Source organism: Nocardia sp. NPDC059240 (assembly GCF_042753865.1).
Classification (GTDB): Bacteria; Actinomycetota; Actinomycetes; order Mycobacteriales; family Mycobacteriaceae; genus Nocardia.
In genome coordinates this window covers 343,785-360,715 of sequence record NZ_JBHZAC010000010.1, presented here as the reverse complement: position 1 = coordinate 360,715, position 16,931 = coordinate 343,785, and the positions used below count along the sequence as shown (strand labels likewise).

The window sequence follows — 16,931 nt, the reverse complement described above, 5'->3', positions numbered from 1 at the left end:
CCTGTTCGAGCACTATCTCACCGGGAGACGGTATGCCCAGTTCCGCCCTGCTCATCGATACGACCACCGATTTCGGCATCCAGGCGACCCAGCGGCTGGCTCGGGAGACGATCATCTGGCTGACCACGGTGACCCCGGCCAGGGTGCCGCAGCCCAATCCGGTGTGGTTCTTGTGGGTAGAGGGGGAATTCCTGCTCTTCACGCGGCCGGGCACACCGAAACTGCGCAATATCGCGGCCGAACCGCAGGTTTCGCTGAACTTGAACACCAACGCCACCGGCGGTGAGGTCGTGGTTCTCACCGGGACCGCGCGGATCGATCAGGCCGGTGCCGACGGCGCCGAACGCGACGCGTTCGTCGCGAAGTACGCCGAGGGCCTGGTCGATATCGGGATGACGAGGGAGCAGTTCTTCGACGACTACGCCGTGACGGTGCGGATCAGGCCTGATCGGCTGCGGGGGTTCTGAGCCGTGGCCATCGCACGGCTGGGGGCGATCGCGCTCGACAGTGACGATCCGAAGCGGCTCGCGGGGTTCTATCGGGAATTGCTGGACCTGGAAGTTCTCGTCGAATCCGAGGAATTGGTTGCGTTGCGGGCGCGCGGGGTGATGATCACGTTCGAACGGGTGGAGAATTACCGGCCGCCGGACTGGCCGGGGGACAGCGTGCCCAAACAGTTGCACCTGGATCTGTTCGTCGAGGATCTCGACGCGGCGGAGGCTGCGGCCCTGGCGATCGAGGCAAGCAAGCCTGCGACACAGCCCAAGCCTGATGAATGGCGGGTGCTGTTGGATCCGGCCGGGCATCCGTTCTGTTTGGTCGTGCCTGAGACCACCGGATAGTGCGGCTTACTCTGCGCGGAGTCTGAGTCCGGTGTTGTTGCCGCTGTTGCGCAGGGTCAGTTCGTCGGAATCGATGGTGGCCTTGGTTTTTCCGTCGAGTGCCTGCAGCACCTGCGATTCGACGTCCATGACCGCCGGGTCGCAGGCCATGCGGGTGGTGGCGAGCTGGAAGGTGACCGTGTCGCCGTCGATGGCGGCGGTGCCGGTCAGGGTGTTGCAGCCCGCGCTGCCGGACACCTTGCCGTCGGGGGTGATGGTCAGCGCGGGACGGTTCTCGTCGAGAGTGGCGGAGCGGACCTCGGCGTCGGGGCGCAGCAGCGCGGTGACGATCCAGGTGGTGCCCGTCAGCGGTTTGTCCGGGTGAGCGGCCTTGCGGTCGAGCATGGTCACCGTCGAGCCGTTGCCCTTCACCGTGAGGGTGTCACCGACCAGCGTCCAAGTGGGTTGGGAACGCAGCAGCCCGTCCTGCCAGCCGTCCGCGCCCGCCGTATCGCCCGGACACGCCATCAAGGTCGAGGCCAGCTCGCCGACCTGCAGCGTATTGCCTTGCAGGTCAACGGGTCCGGTCATGGTGTTGCAGCCCGACGTGGCGCTGATGCGGCCGTCGGCGAAACTCAGCGTCAGCGGCCCGCCGCCGGGGATCGCGGTGCCCGACACCGCGGTCGAGACGAACGAATGACCCATGAGCGCCGCCGACGGGGTCCCGGATTCACTGCCGGTGGCCGAACATCCGACGGCGAGCACCGACAGTGCGAGCAGAACCCCTGCGCGAGTTGCTGGCATGATGCCGATCGTACGGCGACTACACCGGCATCCCGAGCGCCGACGCGAGCGTCTGCCCGATCACATTGACGAAGGTACCGATCGCACCCGGATCCAGGATCCCGGAGTACACGTCACGGTTGTGACAGCCCGCGGGCGCGGGCACACCATTGAGCCGGTCGTCGAGCCACATCGCCGCACTGGCCGTATTCGACACGGCCGCGATCCCGTGCTCGCTGAACAGGTCCCGGGTGTACTGCACGCGCGCGTTCGGGTCCTGACAGTAGATGTCGTAGGTGTTGTTCACCGCGTTGAGCGGCATCACCTCGTCGAAGGTGCCCTCGTAGATGTAGAGCGGCGAAGTCGGCGTGCCCCGATGGCCGAGGCTGAGCTCGTCGAGGACGGGCTGCACCTGCGGGGCCAGCATCGGATCGCCCGGATAGTCGAACAATCCCTTGATGTTCACGAACGGAAACGCCGCGAACTGCAAAGCCACGCACTGGTTTTCGTGCACCAGCCGAGCCGCCTTGCCCAGCGGATTCATATGCTCGTCGATGAATTGATCGACCTGCGGGTACTCCCGCGCCACCCCGAACAACCCGCCCAGCACCGCGCCGCCGAAGGTGGAGGTGCCGTTGTTGTAGTCGATGGCGGTGCGGATGTCGGCCATCAGCCCGCCGGTCGCGGACCCGACCAGATTCAGTTCCGGCGCATACGTCGGCTGCAGTTCGGCGGCGTGCGCGGTGGGAATCGCGCCCCCGGAATACCCCCACATGGTGACGCGGGTATCGGTGCCGGGCAGCCCCGCCGGATCGAAGCCCTCCGCGGCGCGGATCCCGTCGAGGGTGATCCGCCCGCCCAGCGGCCCGACCGCGTACGCCGCGTTCGGGCCCTCGTGATCGGGAATCACGACGGCGTGCCCGAGTTGCAGCATCGCCTGCACCTCGACGAATTCGGCCTCGGTCACCGGATTGAGCGGATTGGGCAGCGACCCCATCTGCAACGAGTAGGACGGCGCACAGTTGACCGACAGCGAATCCTCGGCCATCTGGAACGACACCAGCCCGCGCTGCCCGCTCGGCGCTGCCCGATGCGGCACGACCAGGGTGGCCACCGCCGCGATCGGCTCCCCGCGGGTATTGGTGCTGCGATAGGACAGTTGCCAGGCATTCGCGTTGAGCGGCAGCAGCCACACGTTCGCCAGATTCACCTGCCGCGCGGCGAGGATCTCCCCGGGCGCCGCGGCCGCGACCCGAGCCGAATCGGGTTGGTAGAAGCCGGGATCCAGATACGGCGGGGCAGGCGGTGTCGGGAACGGCAGCGCCGGCTGCACCACGACCGGATCCGCGGCCGCCGATCCGGTCAGCGCCGGGCATACCGCCACGGTCAGCCCGGTCACGACCACCGCGCACGCCTGGGCGATGGTCCTGGTCGCGCCTGTCATATCGAACTCCTCCGGGCCGCTGCGGCGGCCGAGCACCCGCCCCCGAAGTTAGGAAGCGATTGTTTTCTAAGTGACTGGCCCAGACAATATGATGCGGGAATGCGATGTGTCAACGGTCACGTCGGGCCGGATGTTTGCTGCCCGCCGCGCAGCGGGCAGGATGGTCGCTCGTGAGTGAAGTTTCCCGCCCGCGGCGCACTCAACAGGAGCGCCGGGCAGCCACCGTGGCCAAGCTGGTCGACGCGACCATCGCCGCCATCGGAGAAGTCGGCTATCAACGCACCACCGTGCAGGAGATCTGCGGCCGCGCGGGCCTCTCGGCCGGGGCCATGTTCCGTCAGTTCGACACCCGCCTCGACCTGATCGTGCGCACCGCCGAGGAGGTCTTCGACCGTCAACTCATCGGCTACGCCGTCACCATGGAACACCTTGGCGCCCAAGACAACCCACTCGACGTCGCACTGCGCTTCCTACGCCACGCCCAGCAGTCCAACCTCACCCACGCGCTGCGCGAAATCTTCCTCGCCGCCCGCTCCGACGCCGACCTACGCGACCGCATCGCCCCCATTGCCGACGCCTACTACCGCGAAATAGTCGCCACCCTCGAACGCACCGGCCTGCTGGCCGACTTCCCCGCCCACGTCCGGGAACCCCTGTTCTTCATGCTCCTGCACGTCTTCTCCGGTGAAGCCGTAGTCCGCGGCGTCTACCCCCGCCCCGACCTCGACGCCTCCGTCCTGCGCCTGGTCGAAGACATGCTGGCGGTCTACTCCGCCCACACCACCCCCGGGGCTTGACCTCGCCGGAGCGCGCGATCCTGGCTGTGCCCCCGTCGAGAATCAATGTCCCGCGATCATCTCAACCGGAGCGAACATCGATTCCGGTGCGGAGCCGGCGGACGTAGACGTCCTGTGTCGCCCGCGCGACCACATTGCCGTCGGCGTCGCTGATCGTGGTCGAATGCGTGGTGATCGATTTCGCGCCGTCGCGGGTGCCCTGCCGGATCTCTTCCGCCTGCGCGGCGTCGAGTTCCATGGTCGCGGTGACGACCCCGTACCCGGGTGCGACGAACTCGATCCCGGATCTGACACTCCACACCCGATAGCCCTCGCCCAACTGGCCACGCGCCATGATCCCGAAGAACGGGTCGGTCATCGAGTACAGGGTGCCGCCGAAGGCCGCACCGTTGATATTGCGGTTCCACGGACGAACCCGATGCGATACCCGGATCGACGTCCAGTCCTCGGCCACCTGCTCGACCCGAACGCCGGCGAAAAACAGCGGCGGATACATGCTCATCAAATACCGAAACGCACGTGCCGACGGCAACCGCACCGAATCCCCCCGAATCTGCTCATCCTCAGCCCGTGTGCCCGGGCGGCCTATCAGTATGCCCGCCATCGGCGGGACGGTCCTAGGCGACCTGGATCAGCACCGTAGAGCTCGTGCAGCAATCTGTGGCACAAGGGAATTCGGAAATTCGAGCCGCCTCTCGCCCGGAAGAGGGGCTGGATGGCTGCGTAAGACCTTGTCGCGTAAGGTCATTGCTGTCGGCCCATCCCCCCGGGCCGATCTTCTGCGGGCCTCGGCTGACTCCCCCCCCTTCGCTGAGGCCCGCACTCATATGTCCGGCCGGTCTCGTGCGGAGCAGTCACGGGTGGGGAACCGAGCCACTCCCCTCCTTCTGGCCCGATTCCCCACCACCCTCCGCGCCGGGCAACTCCTGTTGTGCGGCAGCTGGTTTCGCGATCATTTCTGATCGTTGAGGGAAGTAAATCATAAGATCTGCGGAGGGGAAAGTTCGGCGCCGTAATGGCAGACTCGGCGGCATGACCGATGCTTCGCCGAAGGCCCCCACCCTGACCTGCGGTAGTAGACACCGCACCCAAGCCGACGTGCTCGCGCGTGCGGGACAGCTCGGATCGGCGATTCTGGCAACCGATCTCGGGCGTGGCGCCAAGTGTGTGATCATGGCCCGCAACGACATCGAGTTCCTCGAGGTCTCCGTCGGTATCGCCGCCACGGGCGCGAACCCACTGCCGATCAACACCCGCTGGACCGCCCCCGAGGTGGCGCACGTCCTGACCGACGCCAAGGTGCGAATGATCTTCGCGCACACCGAATTCGTGCCGATCGTCGAGGCGGCACGCGAACTGGCCGCCAGCGACGCGCGCATCGTCGAGATCGCCATGCCCGCCGAACTGCTCGCCGAGGGCGGATGGGATCAGCGGCTGGCCGAGCCCACCGGCCGCCACGAACTGCTCGAGGAGCTGATCGTCGCGCATCCCGAGCCGGTCGGTCACATCGAAGGCGCGATCGCCGACAGCATGGGCGTCATCTACACCTCCGGCACCACCGGAAAGCCCAAAGGTGTTGCGCGCGAGAAGATGACGCAGCAGCAGCTGCTCACGCTGGCCGGCGCGAACGCACAGCGCGCGGGCCTGGCTCCCGGAGTCTCGATGCTGGTGGCCGGGCCGCTGTATCACACCAGCCCGAACGCGCTGGCCGTGCTCGGGCTGCGCATGGGCGCGAACATCGTGATCATGCCCCGATGGGATGCCCGCAAGTTCCTGAAACTGGTTGACACACACCGCATTCAGCAGGTGAAGATTGTGCCCACCATGATCTCTCGCATCCTGAGCGTGCCCGCCGCGGAACGAGCGACCTACGATCTGTCCAGCCTGACCCATGTCATCCATTCCGCGGCACCGTGTCCGCCCGAGCTCAAACGGGCCGCCATCGAGCTGTTCGGCGACGCGCTGGGGGAGTTCTACGGGTGCAGCGAAGCGGGCACCATCACCTGGATCGGCGCGAGTGAATGGCTCGCCCATCCGGGAAGCGTGGGACTGCCCGCCGACGGGTCGGCCGTCGTGATCGCCGACGAGCACGGAAACCCGTTGCCCGCCGGGGAGACCGGGCGCGTCTACGTGCGCGGTGCGGACTACTGGCCCGCGTTCGAATACCTCAACCAGGGCGTGCCGAGCTCGCCGGTGCCGGGTCTGCTGTGGGTCGGGGACCTGGGCTACCTCGACGGTGACGGCTACCTGTTCCTGATCGGACGCGACTCGGAGGTGGTGATCCGGGGCGGCGTCAACATCTATCCCGCCGAGATCGAGAACGCGATCATCGCGCTCGACGGCGTCGAGGACGTCGCCGTGTTCGGGATTCCCGACGCCGGCGATCTCGGTGAAGCGGTCGTCGCGCACATTCAACCGCGTCCCGGTGCGAGCCTCACCGCGGCGACGGTGCGCGAGGCGCTGGCCTCGCAACTGGCCGATTACAAGGTCCCCGCCCACATCCGTATCGTCGAGGCGCTGCCCCGCGACGACAGCGGCAAGGTCTACAAGCGGCAGATCCAGACCGCTTACGCCGCAGGCGAATTCGTGGAATCGGGTGCCGGGGTGGCGTGACGTTCGTCGTCGGCGCGGCGAGCCAGCGTGTACTCCCGGGTTTCGCGGGCTCGCCGCAACGCACCACCGATCTGTCCGCTGAGCAGCCCGCCGATCAGCAAGGTCAGCGCCGTCAACGCCGTCGCGACGCTGACCGGCGATTCCAACGGGATGGCATCGCCGGTGCAATATCGGACCGCCGTCCCGGCGACCTTCCACCCCGCCCAGCCCACGCCGAGCACGCAGCCGACCACCGTCGCCCACCGCGTGAATCCGCGCTGGAACCGGAACACGAACATCCCCAGGGCTCCCAGCGGCAAGCCCAGCCACGCCGCGAAGATGAGTTCATAGCCGACGACGCGCAGATCGCCGCCGTACGCATTGAGAAAATCGTTGCTGGGCGGCCACTCCGGTCCCGGCAGCCAGGTGATCGTGCGCAGCGCGACCGTGCTCGCGACGGCCGCCGCGCACAGTGCGGCCAACCGCCGCCGGTGCGTCCTGAGCGAGTCCTGCTGCTCCTTGAGAATGACCAGCAGCAGTGCCAGCATCGCGGTTCCCGCGGCCACGGCGAAGGTCGCGGCCCACACGCGTTCCTCGGTGTCCATCGGCTGCCGGACGCCCGAGACTCCGAGCCGGGCGAAAAGCCGCATGGTCAACGCGTAGAACGCGATTCCGATCCCCAGCAGCTGTTGGGTCTTGCGGCCGTGCCACATCCCGCGCCCGAACACCACCGTCCCGACGAGGAACCCGAGCCAGGAAACCCCCGCGATCGTCTCACCCATTGCCCCGCGATCCCGAATCTCGATACTTCTTGTCCCGCAACGCCGAAAGCTACGGCTACACCGTGCCGAACGCTTCTGCGAGGCCACGCGCGGCGTCCGGCATCGGCATCGTCGTGCCCGCCCGCTGCCGCTTGATCTCCAGCCCGACCTTGCGTGCGAAACGCTCGCACATCGCTTCCTGGAGACGCGCTTTCATGGTGGCACGGTAGCCGACCAGCTGCTGTTGCGTGCAGTGGTGTCCCTGCGCCAGATGCCAGAGTTCGTGCGCGAGAATGTGAATCTGGAATTCTTCGGTCGCGTCGTCGGGCACCAGGATGATCCCGCGATCGCCCTCTCGCACCACCATTCCGGTCAGCGGGGTGCCGCGCCGCACCTTCGGGAGCACGATCAGTCGCATGCCGAGGATCTCGCCGGCTCGAGCCGTCAGGCCTGCCATCGTGTACGGCGTGGGCACGATCCGCGCTGCGAGATCATCCATACGATATCGCCGCACGTGCATCTAACTCTCCGGTTCAGCCTCGTCGTTCAGCACATGACGCGCGATTTCCAGCAGCCCACGCAATTCGGTGTGCGCTTCGGGCGTCAGATCGCCCATGGTACGCAAACCGGCCAAGTGCAGCCGGGACTCCCGCAGCACCGCCGCCATCTCGTCGTCGCTGGCGGCGGAGAAATGCCCCAGCGGCTTGCCGAAGAACTGCGCGATCGCCTCGAGCACCGCGCCATCGACCTTGCGCACCTTGCCCGCACGTATCCGATAGATGTACTGCCGGTCGATGTCTCGCCCGGTCACCTCGGCGACGAACAGCGCCACCTCGCCGGTCGCGGTGCGGCTTCCGCCGGGCCAGCGTTCGGAGAACAGCGCGTCGATCTTGTCGGCGACCGACCTGCGATCACGCCCCATACGACCACGCTCCGAACACCATCGACCTCCGCCTCTCCACCATTCCCGCGGCCCATCCACACCCGAATACCGTGCCAACGCTTCCGGCCGAGGCGCAATGCTTACCAACCTTAACGATCCGGCCGGATCGAGGGAACCCGACTTCTCGTCAGCTCGGGCCGCGCAGCCCGTTCAGCGACAGCGGCGAGGTGCGGTGCGCCCAAGCCGCTTTCGGCGGCAGGGTGATCACATCCAACTGCGTCCTCGCCGAAACATAATCGGCTTCACTGATTTTCAGCTTGCATCGCGTCGACCCGAATTGATGAGCGGTCGCGTAATTATCGTCGGCGGCAGTGCTCGCTTGGTGGTGCCGGGCGGCGGCGGGGGAGCGGTACTCGGTGGAGTCGTCTCGGTGGGCCCTGTGCGCACCGACGGCGTGGTCGCTGCGCTGTGATCCAGGCCACCGATAGTGCGTCGGCGCAGCCGAGTTCGCCGGTGTCGAAGCTGTGAATCGGGCCGTCGGGCATGGGCTGATTCGGGTACTGGGGTACCAACCCCTTACACTGACGCCCATGCGGATGTTCCTGGATATCCTCCTCGTTATCACCAGCGTGCTGCTGGTGCTGCTGGTGCTGTTGCACCGCGCCAAGGGCGGAGGTCTGTCCAGCCTCTTCGGTGGTGGCGTGCAGTCGAGCCTGTCGGGTTCGACGGTGGTGGAGAAGAATCTCGATCGAATCACCATCTTCCTCGGCCTGATCTGGTTTATCTCGATTCTCGGTATCGGGCTCGAGATCAAGTTCGCCTAAGTTCACACGTTCCTGTAATCGCCCGGGCACCCCACCAGGTGCCCGGGCGATTCGTCGTGTCCAGACCGAGTGGGTGTCCAGACCGAGTGGGTGTCCAGACCGAGTGGGTATCCAGGCCGGGTGGGTGTCTAGGCCGGGTGGGTGTCTAGGCCGGGTTGCGGTGCAGGGGTGAGAGGTTGGCCAGGGCGGCGGACAGGGCGCGGCGGGCGTCGGCGCGGCTGATGGGGGTGTCGTCGTCGAGGGCGGCCAGTTCGATGGTCAGGAAGTCACGGATCAGATCCGACATGCTGACCCCGCGTCCCTCGGCCTCCGCGCGGATGCGCTGATCCATGGCATACGGCAGCCGCACGGTGCGCAACACGGTGACGGGGGTGTCGGGACCGGGGAGGTCGGGTTCGGGGGCGTCCTCGTCGAAGGTCAGGTTCGCGAGGAAATCCCGGGCTTCGTCGGCCGTGTGCGGGTACCCGTGGTCGGGATAGTCATTCATGGTCCGCCTCCCATTGTTCGAACTGGGCGAGGAGCCTGCCCGTCACCGGCGTGACGCCGACGACCTGCTGGTCCCACTGCGACAGCGGTCGTACCACCACCGCCAGCGGCTGCCCGCCGCCGGTGCGGCCGATGATCATGAGGGCGGGCAACCCGCCCGTCCCGCGCACCGACCGCGGCCAGCGTCGGCCCGGACCGGTCAGGACCCGCATGATCTCCTCGGGCGCAATGCCGAGTCGGTCCGCGACGTCCAGGGCCCACTCGGGAATCTCATATCCCACGGCCGCATAATACGATCGTAAAACAGCTGGTCGCCACCTGTCGACCAGGGTTTCCCGAAAACGCCGCCCGAGCGGGCGAAATGTGTGGATTCGGTGAAGGTGCGGGCGACCGCGTGACGGCGTGGCTAACGGTCTGCATCATGAACGAATGGACCCGGTGAAGACGGTCGCGCCGAGCCTCGCGGGGGTGCTGGACCGAGACTTGCTCTGGATGGTGTGGAACACCGTATTGGCGTGGATCCCGGTGGCATTGGCCCTGCTGGTGTTCCGCAGCGAGCCCGAGGACGAACGCGGGCTGTCGCTGTCGCCCTTCCGGTGGGCCGGGGTGGCGCTGCTGCTGTTGTTCCTCCCGAACGCGCCGTACGTGGTGACCGATCTGGTGCACCTGCGCGACGACATCCGCGCCGCGGGCAACGGCCCGGTGGTGACGACGATCCTGCCCGTGTACGGGGCGTTCATCATCTCCGGATTCGTGGCCTACTACCTGGTGCTGGCCGAGTTGGACCGGTTCCTGACCGCGCGGGGACTGGGCGTGTGGCGCTTCCCGGCACGGCTGACGGTCCATTTGCTGTGTGCGGTCGGCGTTTTCCTGGGCCGTTGGGTGCGCTTGAACAGTTGGGAGCCGGTGGTGCAGCCGCGTGGCACCCTCGATCGGATGCTGCTGGCGTTGAGTTGGCATTGGGCGCCGGTGGTGATCACGGCCATGTTCGTGGCAACGGCGGTGGGGCACTTCGTGACCCGGGCGGTCATCGAGTCCGGTGTGGACGCCGTGCGCAAGGGCGCTCGGCTGTTGCGAACCCGGAAGTTCGCGTAGCCGAGCGCCTTCGCGGCTATCAGAGACCCAGTCGCTCGGCGGCGAGCACCCGAATCGCCTTCTTGTCCGGCTTGCCGAGACCGGTCAACGGCAGCTCCTCGATCACGAGGACGTGCTTGGGCACCTGCACCGAACCCTTGCGCTGCTTGACCGCGGCCTGGATCTCGGCGGTGACCACCTCGATCGCGGCGGGATCGGCGGCGGTCTCGGCGTCCAGGACCAGCACGGCGGTGACGGCCTCACCCCAGTGCGCGTCGGGCACCCCGACCACCGCGACGGTCAGCACCTTCGGATGTTCGGAGACAACGTCTTCCACCTCACGCGGGAAGACGTTGAACCCGCCGGTGACCACCATGTCCTTGGAACGGCCGACGATGAACAGGAACCCGTCCTCGTCCTGCCGCGCCAGATCGCCGGTGCGCAGCCAGCCGTTCTTGAACGTATCCGCGGTGACCTCGGGCAGATTCAGGTACCCGGCCGCCAGAAGCGGTCCGGAGACACAGATCTCGCCGACCTCACCCTGCGCGACCTGATTGTCCTCGGGATCGAGCAGCGCGACCCGCACGGCCGTTGACGGCCGCCCGCAGGAGGTGAGCCGCTCCTTGTCGTGCTCGTCCTTGGCCAGGTAGCTGATCGCCATCGGCGCTTCGGACTGCCCGAAGTACTGCGCGAAGATCGGCCCGAACCGATCGATGGCCTCCTGCAACCGATTCGGGTCGATCGCGGCCGCACCGTAGTAGACGGTCTCGAGCGAGGACAGGTCCCGGGTGTGCGAATCCGGGTGATCCAGCAGCGCGTACAGCATCGACGGCACCAGCATGGTCGAGGAGATCTTGTGTTCCTCGATGGCGCGCAACACTTCACCGGCCTCGAAGCGCGGCAGCACCACGCACTGCCCGCCCAGCAGCACCGTCGGCAGGAAGAACGCCGCACCCGCGTGCGAGAGCGGCGTGCAGATGAGGAACTTCGGATGCCGCGGCCACTCCCACTCCGAGAGCTGGATCTGCGTCATGGTGTTCATGGTGAGCGCGGTGCCGATGACACCCTTGGGCTTGCCGGTGGTGCCGCCGGTGTAGCTGATCGAAATGACGTCCGAGGGAAGCAGTTCGACCGCTTTCACCTCGCGCGGCTCGTACTTGTCCGCGGTGGCGAGGATGTCGACGCCGCAATCGGCGAGCAGTTCGGGCACCGGGCCCAGCACCAGGATCTTGGTCAGGCCCGGCACCATGTCGACCAGGTCGCGGGCGCGCTGCACGAACGCGGGCACCGGATCCAGGATGAGCGTCGAAATACCGGCGTCGGCAAGCACATACGCGTGATCGTCGAGGCCGCCGATCGGGTGCAGCGCGGTGCGACGCGACCCCACGATCTGACCCGCGCCGATGGTGAACAGCACCTCGGGCCGGTTGAGCGCCAGCACGCCGACGGGGGTGCCGGTGGTGACGCCGTGCTCGGCGAAGGCGTCGATGTAGCGGCTCATCCCGTCGAGAACCTCACCGCCGGTGAGGATGTGGTCGCCGAGGGTCAGCACCGGACGGTTGCGGTGCCGCTTGAGGCCCGCCACCAGGGCGTGCCCATTGTGCACGGGCAGCCGCAGCATGGTGTCGGGATCGAATGTGGTCATGGTTTCCTCCTCCATCCGGAGAGGGGTTCGGGGACTGAGTCCCCGAACCCCCTTGTGTCACAGGGTGTTGGCGCCGTAGAGGGTGACGGCGACCGCGCCGCCCAAGCCGAGGTTGTGCGCGAGCGCCGTGCGTGCGCCCGCGACCTGGCGATCGCCCGCGAGTCCGCGCAGCTGCCAGCTCAATTCGGTGCACTGCGCCAGGCCGGTCGCACCCAGCGGATGGCCCTTGGAGATGAGCCCGCCCGACGGGTTGACCACCCAGGTGCCGCCGTAGGTGGTCGCACCCGACTCCACCAGCGCACCGGATTCGCCTTCACCGCACAGGCCCAGCGCCTCGTAGGTGATGAGCTCGTTGATGGAGAAGCAGTCGTGCAACTCGATCACATCGACGTCCGCGACACCGATTCCCGCGCGCGAGAACACCTTCGAGGCGGCCGCGCGGGTCATGGGCGCGCCCACCACGTCGATCATCGAGCCGGTGGAGAAGGAGGTGCAGTCATCGGTGGCCAGCTCCTGCGCCAGGATCTCGATGGCCTGCGCCTCGAGCCCGTGGGCCTTCACGTACTCCTCGCTCACCACGACCGCCGCGGCCGCACCGTCGGACATGGGCGAGCACTGCGACCGCGTCAGCGGACCGTGCACCGGCTTGTCACCCAGCACCTGCTCGAGAGTGTAGGCATCCTGGAACTGCGCGAGGGGGTTTCGCGTGGAGTGCTGGTGGTTCTTGACCGCGACCGCGGCCAGCTGCTCGGCCGTGGTGCCGTAGCGCTTCATGTGCTCGATCGCGGCATTGCCGAAGAACTGGGTGGTGATCGGGGCCGCGGAGAACTCGAAGTGCTCGCGGTTGACCTTCAGGTGCGCGTCCACGGTGGTGACCTTGGGCTTGGTGGCCGGACCGGCCATCGCCTCCTTGGTCATCTGCTCGAACCCGACCGCCAGCGCGACATCGGTGATGCCGGCCGCGACCCATTCGCGGGCGAACATGAGCGCGGTCGAACCGGTCGCGCAGTTGTTGTTCACGTTCACGATCGGGATACCGGTCAGGCCGATGTCGTAGAGGGCGCGCTGCCCGGCCGCCGAGGGCTGGAAGACGTAGCCGACCGCCGCGCGCTGCACCTGGTCGTAGGTGACACCTGCGTCCTTCAGTGCACCGTTGACCGCTTCGGCGACCATCTCCGGGTAGGTCCACTCGCGGGAACCGATCTTGACGAACGGCGTCATGTTCACGCCGACGACGAAAACGCGTCGCATAGGGTTGTCCACTCCTGTTCTTCGGGAACGTAATTCGATGTCTAGTCGGCGCGCGGGATGCGGCCGTCGAGGTCGGTGAAGCCGTAGGATTCGGCGAGGTCGGCGACCTTCCAGGCTTTTCCGGTGCGCGCCAGGCGATTCGGGTCCGCGGCGAGGGCGACCACGGCGCGGCCGGGGAAGCGCGGGGTCTCGGCTTGATCGAGGTCGTAGGTGCCTTCACCGGGCAGGGTGACCAGGCGGCGGCCGTCCTTGTCGGGCGGAACCATTTGCAGCAGTTCGGTATTGACGATGCCCGGCCAGATCGAGACCGCGGTCGCACCGGTCCCCTCGAGGTCGTGCGCCATATCGGCGGTCAGCCGGTCCACGGCCGCCTTGCCGACACCGTAGACGGCATTGTGCATCTGACGGATCGCGCCCGGTGAGGACACGCTCACGATCAGACCCTGTGATTCGATGATCAGCGGTGCGGCGAAAACGCTTGCCACGTAATGCGATCGCACCCCGATGTCGATGCCCGCGTCCCACGCTTTGGGCGGTACCTCCCAGAACTTGCGTCCGATCCAGCGTGCCGAACCCGGCGCGTCGTAGACGTTGTTGACCAGTACGTCCAGGCGGCCCTGCTCGTCGCGGATCTGCGCGAAGAGTTTCTCCACCGCGGCATCGTCGCGGTGATCGCACACCACCGCGATACCGGTCCCGCCGAGTTCGTCGATCTCGGCGGCGGTCGCGGACACCGTGCCCGGCAGGTGTCCGGCCGTGACGGTGCGCCCGGTGACGTACACGGTCGCCCCGGCCGCGCCCAGCTCCAGGGCGATGCCCTTGCCGATGCCACGGCTGGCCCCGGTCACCACGGCGACCTTTCCGGCGAGAATCTTGGGTATTTCGCTCACGACCTCTGGACATTACCTTGAAATAGGAACGTGTTCTAGAAATTGGAGGCGGAGTGGAACTGACGCATCGGACGATCGACACCGGAGAGGTCCGGATGCACGTCGCGGACACGGGGGAGGGCTACCCGGTTGTCTTCTGTCACGGGTTCCCGCACACCTGGTTCATGTGGCATCACCAGCTCGACGCGCTCGCGGCTGCCGGTTACCGTGCCCTGGCCCCCGACCTGCGCGGATACGGTCGCACGGACGCTCCCGAGGACCCCGCGGCCTACACCAACGAGGCTGTCATCGGCGACCTCACGGCCCTGCTCGACGACATCGGCGCGGAGAAGGCGGTCTTCGTCGGCCTCGATTTCGGCGCGCAACTCGTCTGGGAACTGAGCCTGCGCAAGCCCGAACGAGTAGCCGCGGCCATGGTCCTGAACAACCCGTTCGCCCCCCGCCCGCCGAAACCACCGTCGGCGTTCTGGACCCGCGCGGCCGAACGCCACTTCCTGCACCTGTCCTACTTCCAGGAACCCGGCATCGCCGACGCCGAACTCGCCGCCGACCCCCGCGGCTTCCTCGCCCGCGTCTACTACTCCCTCTCCGGCGACTACCACTACCTCGACACCTGGAAGAACCCACCCGGCATCGGCTACCTCGACGCCCTCCCACAGGCCCCCGCCCTACCCTGGCCGTGGCTCACCCAAGCCGAATTCGACACCCTGGCAGCCGATTTCGAACGCACCGGCTTCACCGGCGGCCTCAACTGGTACCGCAACCTCGACCGCAACTGGGAACTCACCACCCCCTACGCCGACGCCAAAGTAGAGGTCCCCACCTTCTTCCTCTACGGCGAAAACGACCCCGACATGGAAGGTTTCAGCGGCCGCGACCCCCTCGCCACCCTCCGAGCCAACGTCACCGACCTCCGCGACGTGGTGGAAATCCCCAAGGCCGGCCACCTCGTCCAACTCGAACGCCCCGACGCCGTCAACGCCTTCCTACTGGCAAACCTGAAGAGCCTCGCCCTCGCCGACTGAACCGACCGCTGACGCGATCGCGACCGCGCAGCCGTTCGGCCGCGATCGTGTCACGCGAATTCAGTTGCCCATCCGGCAGTTCTGACCCGGAGACTGTGGCGCGACAGTGGTCGGCGGCGAACCCAGCGGTGGTGCCGTCGGTGCCACGCTGGTCGGCGCTGCGGTCGCCGCGGTGGCGGGCTTCTCGCAGGTTGGCAACAGGTCCCCTTTGATCAAGATCCACAGGTCTCGCAACGATTGGTCGCGACTTCCATCTGGCAGGCCCGCATTCACGCTTGCTCGCTCTCCTGCCTGTAGATCCGATACCGAGAGCACCCGACAGCCACTGGGGAAGTCGGAATCAGGCGCACTTAGTCCCGCATCGCCATTGGCCGTGACACAGGCGCGCTGGTCCACCTCCCGAACGGTAAACCCCAGCACGCTCCGTTTGCGGAACACCGCCACATGCCCGTTGTCCGCGCCGACGTAGTAGCTCGGGTGAATCGAGCTGTACGCCAAGAAAATCCCGCCTGTCACCAGTGCGACGACGCCGACGGCGGCGAACATGAGCCGACGGCGGCGACGTGACCCGGAGCCGCCGAGAGGCGTCGATGTTTCAGAACCCGGTGGCCGTGGCGAAACGGGTGGTCGTGACGCCGGGGACTGATCGGGCTGCGGTGTGAACGCGGCTGCCGGACCGGTGGGTTGCGGCGTGTGATGGGGGTCTGGGTCGGCTGGGTTGGCGCTGAAACGCGCGCGTTGAGTTGAGCGGGAGCGGGAATCGGATTGTGATGCACGTAGAGGAGGAGGTGAGGCGGGGGTCCGGAGGGCGGCGGTGGCGGCCTCGGCGAACTCGCGGGCGGTGAGGTAGCGCTGGGCGGGGTGTTTGGCCAGGGCTCGCGTGAGGATCGGGGTGAGGCTGGTGGGGAGAGCGGGGCAGAGGTCGGTGACGGTGGGGATGGGGTCGTGCAGGTGGGCGTGCATCACTGCGGCGGGGGTGGGTCGGGGGTAAGGGACTGTACCGGTGAGCATTTCGAAGAAGGTGACGGCCAGGGAGTAGACGTCGGCTCGGGCGTCCAGATCGTCGGCGGTGAAGGTTTCGGGGGCGGCGTAGGCGATGGTGGCGACGAAGGCGCCGGTGCTGGTGAGGCCCGTGGATTCGTCGACGCTGCGGGCGATGCCGAAGTCGGAGAGCAGGACTCGGTCGCGTTCGCCCGGATCACCCGCGGCCAAAAGGATGTTGGCGGGTTTGATGTCGCGGTGCAGCAGGCCCTGGCGGTGCGCGTGGTCGAGACCGGCGGCCGCCTCGGCGAGAATGTAGAGCGCCTGGTCGACCGGTAACCCGGAGCGGTGGCGGCGCAATAGGGCCGAAAGGTCGCTGCCGGGCACATATTCCATACAGATCCACGGCCGCCCGGCATCGATGCCGCGGTCGTAGACGGTGACGATATTGCGGTGGTTGGTGCGCGCCGCGAGATCGGCCTCGCGGTCGAAGCGAAGGCGGAAGGACTCGTCCTGTGCGGCGATGTCGGTGAGCACCTTCACCGCTACCTGCCGGGGCAGGCGCGGATGGCGGGCGCGATACACCTCACCCATGCCGCCTCGACCCAACAGTTCTTCGACAATGAACCCGGCGAAGTCCGCCCCCGGTACCAACACCATGCGCACAGTCTCGC

The 16,931-nt window shown here is 67.1% G+C and carries 20 protein-coding genes; 8 read left to right on the top strand and 12 right to left on the bottom strand.

The annotated features are described in order from the left end of the window. Positions 1 to 32: 32 nt before the first annotated feature. Both ACFXHA_RS33770 and ACFXHA_RS33765 read left to right on the top strand, forming a co-directional pair. Positions 33 to 467 carry a TIGR03667 family PPOX class F420-dependent oxidoreductase gene (locus tag ACFXHA_RS33770; RefSeq protein WP_379363352.1) on the top strand — a complete coding sequence of 145 codons (435 nt, stop codon included), beginning with the start codon at positions 33 to 35 and terminating at the stop codon, positions 465 to 467. 3 nt (positions 468 to 470) lie between these two features. Continuing rightward, positions 471 to 842 carry a VOC family protein gene (locus tag ACFXHA_RS33765; RefSeq protein ID WP_379363350.1) on the top strand — a complete coding sequence of 124 codons (372 nt, stop codon included), beginning with the start codon at positions 471 to 473 and terminating at the stop codon, positions 840 to 842. 6 nt (positions 843 to 848) lie between these two features. Here the strand turns inward: ACFXHA_RS33765 and ACFXHA_RS33760 are convergent, their stop codons facing one another. After that, entirely contained in the window at positions 849 to 1,625 is a 777-nt protein-coding gene (locus ACFXHA_RS33760) for an META domain-containing protein (RefSeq protein ID WP_379363348.1), read from the bottom strand. A gap of 19 nt (positions 1,626 to 1,644) precedes the next feature. Beyond that, entirely contained in the window at positions 1,645 to 3,048 is a 1,404-nt protein-coding gene (locus ACFXHA_RS33755; RefSeq protein ID WP_379363346.1) for a lipase family protein, read from the bottom strand. 170 nt (positions 3,049 to 3,218) lie between these two features. Between ACFXHA_RS33755 and ACFXHA_RS33750 the strand changes: the two genes are divergently transcribed. Continuing rightward, the gene (locus tag ACFXHA_RS33750; RefSeq protein ID WP_379363344.1) at positions 3,219 to 3,845 is read left to right on the top strand and encodes a TetR/AcrR family transcriptional regulator; all 627 of its coding nucleotides are present in this window, start codon (positions 3,219 to 3,221) and stop codon (positions 3,843 to 3,845) included. 61 nt (positions 3,846 to 3,906) lie between these two features. Here ACFXHA_RS33750 and ACFXHA_RS33745 read toward each other — a convergent pair whose 3' ends face one another. Then, entirely contained in the window at positions 3,907 to 4,449 is a 543-nt protein-coding gene (locus ACFXHA_RS33745; RefSeq protein WP_379363342.1) for a DUF4442 domain-containing protein, read from the bottom strand. Between the two features lie 428 nt (positions 4,450 to 4,877). Between ACFXHA_RS33745 and ACFXHA_RS33740 the strand changes: the two genes are divergently transcribed. Then, complete coding sequence (locus ACFXHA_RS33740; RefSeq protein WP_379363340.1) at positions 4,878 to 6,458, top strand: AMP-binding protein; 1,581 nt, start codon at positions 4,878 to 4,880, stop codon at positions 6,456 to 6,458. Here ACFXHA_RS33740 and ACFXHA_RS33735 read toward each other — a convergent pair. The 3 genes from ACFXHA_RS33735 to ACFXHA_RS33725 are packed head-to-tail and all read right to left on the bottom strand — an operon-like array spanning position 6,413 to position 8,120. Further along, entirely contained in the window at positions 6,413 to 7,219 is an 807-nt protein-coding gene (locus ACFXHA_RS33735; protein WP_379363338.1) for a hypothetical protein, read from the bottom strand. The genes ACFXHA_RS33740 and ACFXHA_RS33735 overlap by 46 nt on opposite strands. A 55-nt stretch (positions 7,220 to 7,274) precedes the next feature. Next, positions 7,275 to 7,718, bottom strand: coding sequence for a hypothetical protein (locus ACFXHA_RS33730; RefSeq protein ID WP_379363336.1), 444 nt, complete (start codon positions 7,716 to 7,718; stop codon positions 7,275 to 7,277). Further along, positions 7,719 to 8,120 carry a hypothetical protein gene (locus ACFXHA_RS33725; RefSeq protein WP_379363334.1) on the bottom strand — a complete coding sequence of 134 codons (402 nt, stop codon included), beginning with the start codon at positions 8,118 to 8,120 and terminating at the stop codon, positions 7,719 to 7,721. A 301-nt stretch (positions 8,121 to 8,421) separates the two neighbouring features. Between ACFXHA_RS33725 and ACFXHA_RS33720 the strand changes: the two genes are divergently transcribed. Both ACFXHA_RS33720 and secG read left to right on the top strand, forming a co-directional pair. Continuing rightward, the gene (locus ACFXHA_RS33720; protein ID WP_379363332.1) at positions 8,422 to 8,553 is read left to right on the top strand and encodes a hypothetical protein; all 132 of its coding nucleotides are present in this window, start codon (positions 8,422 to 8,424) and stop codon (positions 8,551 to 8,553) included. Between the two features lie 118 nt (positions 8,554 to 8,671). Next, positions 8,672 to 8,905, top strand: a complete 234-nt coding sequence (secG, locus tag ACFXHA_RS33715) for a preprotein translocase subunit SecG (RefSeq protein WP_120736413.1) — start codon at positions 8,672 to 8,674, stop codon at positions 8,903 to 8,905. Positions 8,906 to 9,050: 145 nt separating this feature from the next. Here secG and ACFXHA_RS33710 read toward each other — a convergent pair whose 3' ends face one another. Both ACFXHA_RS33710 and ACFXHA_RS33705 read right to left on the bottom strand, forming a co-directional pair. After that, complete coding sequence (locus ACFXHA_RS33710) at positions 9,051 to 9,392, bottom strand: ribbon-helix-helix protein, CopG family (protein ID WP_379363330.1); 342 nt, start codon at positions 9,390 to 9,392, stop codon at positions 9,051 to 9,053. Then, positions 9,385 to 9,672, bottom strand: coding sequence for a hypothetical protein (locus ACFXHA_RS33705; RefSeq protein ID WP_379363328.1), 288 nt, complete (start codon positions 9,670 to 9,672; stop codon positions 9,385 to 9,387). The genes ACFXHA_RS33710 and ACFXHA_RS33705 overlap by 8 nt, the downstream gene beginning before the upstream one ends. Positions 9,673 to 9,820: 148 nt before the next feature. Here ACFXHA_RS33705 and ACFXHA_RS33700 point away from each other — a divergent pair, with 148 nt between their 5' ends. Then, positions 9,821 to 10,486, top strand: coding sequence for a DUF1361 domain-containing protein (locus ACFXHA_RS33700; RefSeq protein ID WP_379363326.1), 666 nt, complete (start codon positions 9,821 to 9,823; stop codon positions 10,484 to 10,486). Between the two features lie 19 nt (positions 10,487 to 10,505). On the opposite strand, the gene fadD8 is transcribed toward ACFXHA_RS33700, so the two are convergent. The 3 genes from fadD8 to ACFXHA_RS33685 are packed head-to-tail and all read right to left on the bottom strand — an operon-like array spanning position 10,506 to position 14,251. After that, on the bottom strand, positions 10,506 to 12,125 hold the full coding sequence (gene fadD8 / locus ACFXHA_RS33695; RefSeq protein ID WP_379363324.1) for a fatty-acid--CoA ligase FadD8: 1,620 nt from the start codon (positions 12,123 to 12,125) through the stop codon (positions 10,506 to 10,508). A 42-nt stretch (positions 12,126 to 12,167) separates the two neighbouring features. Next, a complete protein-coding gene (locus tag ACFXHA_RS33690; protein ID WP_379363323.1) occupies positions 12,168 to 13,361 on the bottom strand; it encodes a Nonspecific lipid-transfer protein in 1,194 nt (397 codons plus the stop codon). A gap of 41 nt (positions 13,362 to 13,402) precedes the next feature. After that, positions 13,403 to 14,251 (bottom strand): SDR family NAD(P)-dependent oxidoreductase, encoded by an 849-nt coding sequence (locus tag ACFXHA_RS33685; RefSeq protein WP_379363321.1) that lies wholly within the window; start codon positions 14,249 to 14,251, stop codon positions 13,403 to 13,405. A gap of 53 nt (positions 14,252 to 14,304) precedes the next feature. Here ACFXHA_RS33685 and ACFXHA_RS33680 point away from each other — a divergent pair, with 53 nt between their 5' ends. Beyond that, positions 14,305 to 15,276 carry an alpha/beta fold hydrolase gene (locus ACFXHA_RS33680; RefSeq protein ID WP_379363319.1) on the top strand — a complete coding sequence of 324 codons (972 nt, stop codon included), beginning with the start codon at positions 14,305 to 14,307 and terminating at the stop codon, positions 15,274 to 15,276. A gap of 60 nt (positions 15,277 to 15,336) precedes the next feature. On the opposite strand, the gene ACFXHA_RS33675 is transcribed toward ACFXHA_RS33680, so the two are convergent. After that, positions 15,337 to 16,917 (bottom strand): protein kinase, encoded by a 1,581-nt coding sequence (locus ACFXHA_RS33675; protein ID WP_379363317.1) that lies wholly within the window; start codon positions 16,915 to 16,917, stop codon positions 15,337 to 15,339. Positions 16,918 to 16,931 lie beyond the last annotated feature (14 nt).

Bases quoted from the DNA above. Each gene is read 5' to 3' on its own strand.
- ACFXHA_RS33770 (WP_379363352.1), top strand. From the start codon at position 33: ATGCCCAGTTCCGCCCTGCTCATCGATACGACCACCGATTTCGGCATC.
- ACFXHA_RS33760 (WP_379363348.1), bottom strand. From the start codon at position 1,625: ATGCCAGCAACTCGCGCAGGGGTTCTGCTCGCACTGTCGGTGCTCGCC.
- ACFXHA_RS33755 (WP_379363346.1), bottom strand. From the start codon at position 3,048: ATGACAGGCGCGACCAGGACCATCGCCCAGGCGTGCGCGGTGGTCGTG.
- ACFXHA_RS33745 (WP_379363342.1), bottom strand. From the start codon at position 4,449: ATGGCGGGCATACTGATAGGCCGCCCGGGCACACGGGCTGAGGATGAG.
- ACFXHA_RS33740 (WP_379363340.1), top strand. From the start codon at position 4,878: ATGACCGATGCTTCGCCGAAGGCCCCCACCCTGACCTGCGGTAGTAGA.
- ACFXHA_RS33735 (WP_379363338.1), bottom strand. From the start codon at position 7,219: ATGGGTGAGACGATCGCGGGGGTTTCCTGGCTCGGGTTCCTCGTCGGG.
- ACFXHA_RS33730 (WP_379363336.1), bottom strand. From the start codon at position 7,718: ATGCACGTGCGGCGATATCGTATGGATGATCTCGCAGCGCGGATCGTG.
- ACFXHA_RS33725 (WP_379363334.1), bottom strand. From the start codon at position 8,120: ATGGGGCGTGATCGCAGGTCGGTCGCCGACAAGATCGACGCGCTGTTC.
- ACFXHA_RS33720 (WP_379363332.1), top strand. From the start codon at position 8,422: ATGAGCGGTCGCGTAATTATCGTCGGCGGCAGTGCTCGCTTGGTGGTG.
- secG (WP_120736413.1), top strand. From the start codon at position 8,672: ATGCGGATGTTCCTGGATATCCTCCTCGTTATCACCAGCGTGCTGCTG.
- ACFXHA_RS33710 (WP_379363330.1), bottom strand. From the start codon at position 9,392: ATGAATGACTATCCCGACCACGGGTACCCGCACACGGCCGACGAAGCC.
- ACFXHA_RS33700 (WP_379363326.1), top strand. From the start codon at position 9,821: ATGGACCCGGTGAAGACGGTCGCGCCGAGCCTCGCGGGGGTGCTGGAC.
- fadD8 (WP_379363324.1), bottom strand. From the start codon at position 12,125: ATGGAGGAGGAAACCATGACCACATTCGATCCCGACACCATGCTGCGG.
- ACFXHA_RS33690 (WP_379363323.1), bottom strand. From the start codon at position 13,361: ATGCGACGCGTTTTCGTCGTCGGCGTGAACATGACGCCGTTCGTCAAG.
- ACFXHA_RS33675 (WP_379363317.1), bottom strand. From the start codon at position 16,917: ATGGTGTTGGTACCGGGGGCGGACTTCGCCGGGTTCATTGTCGAAGAA.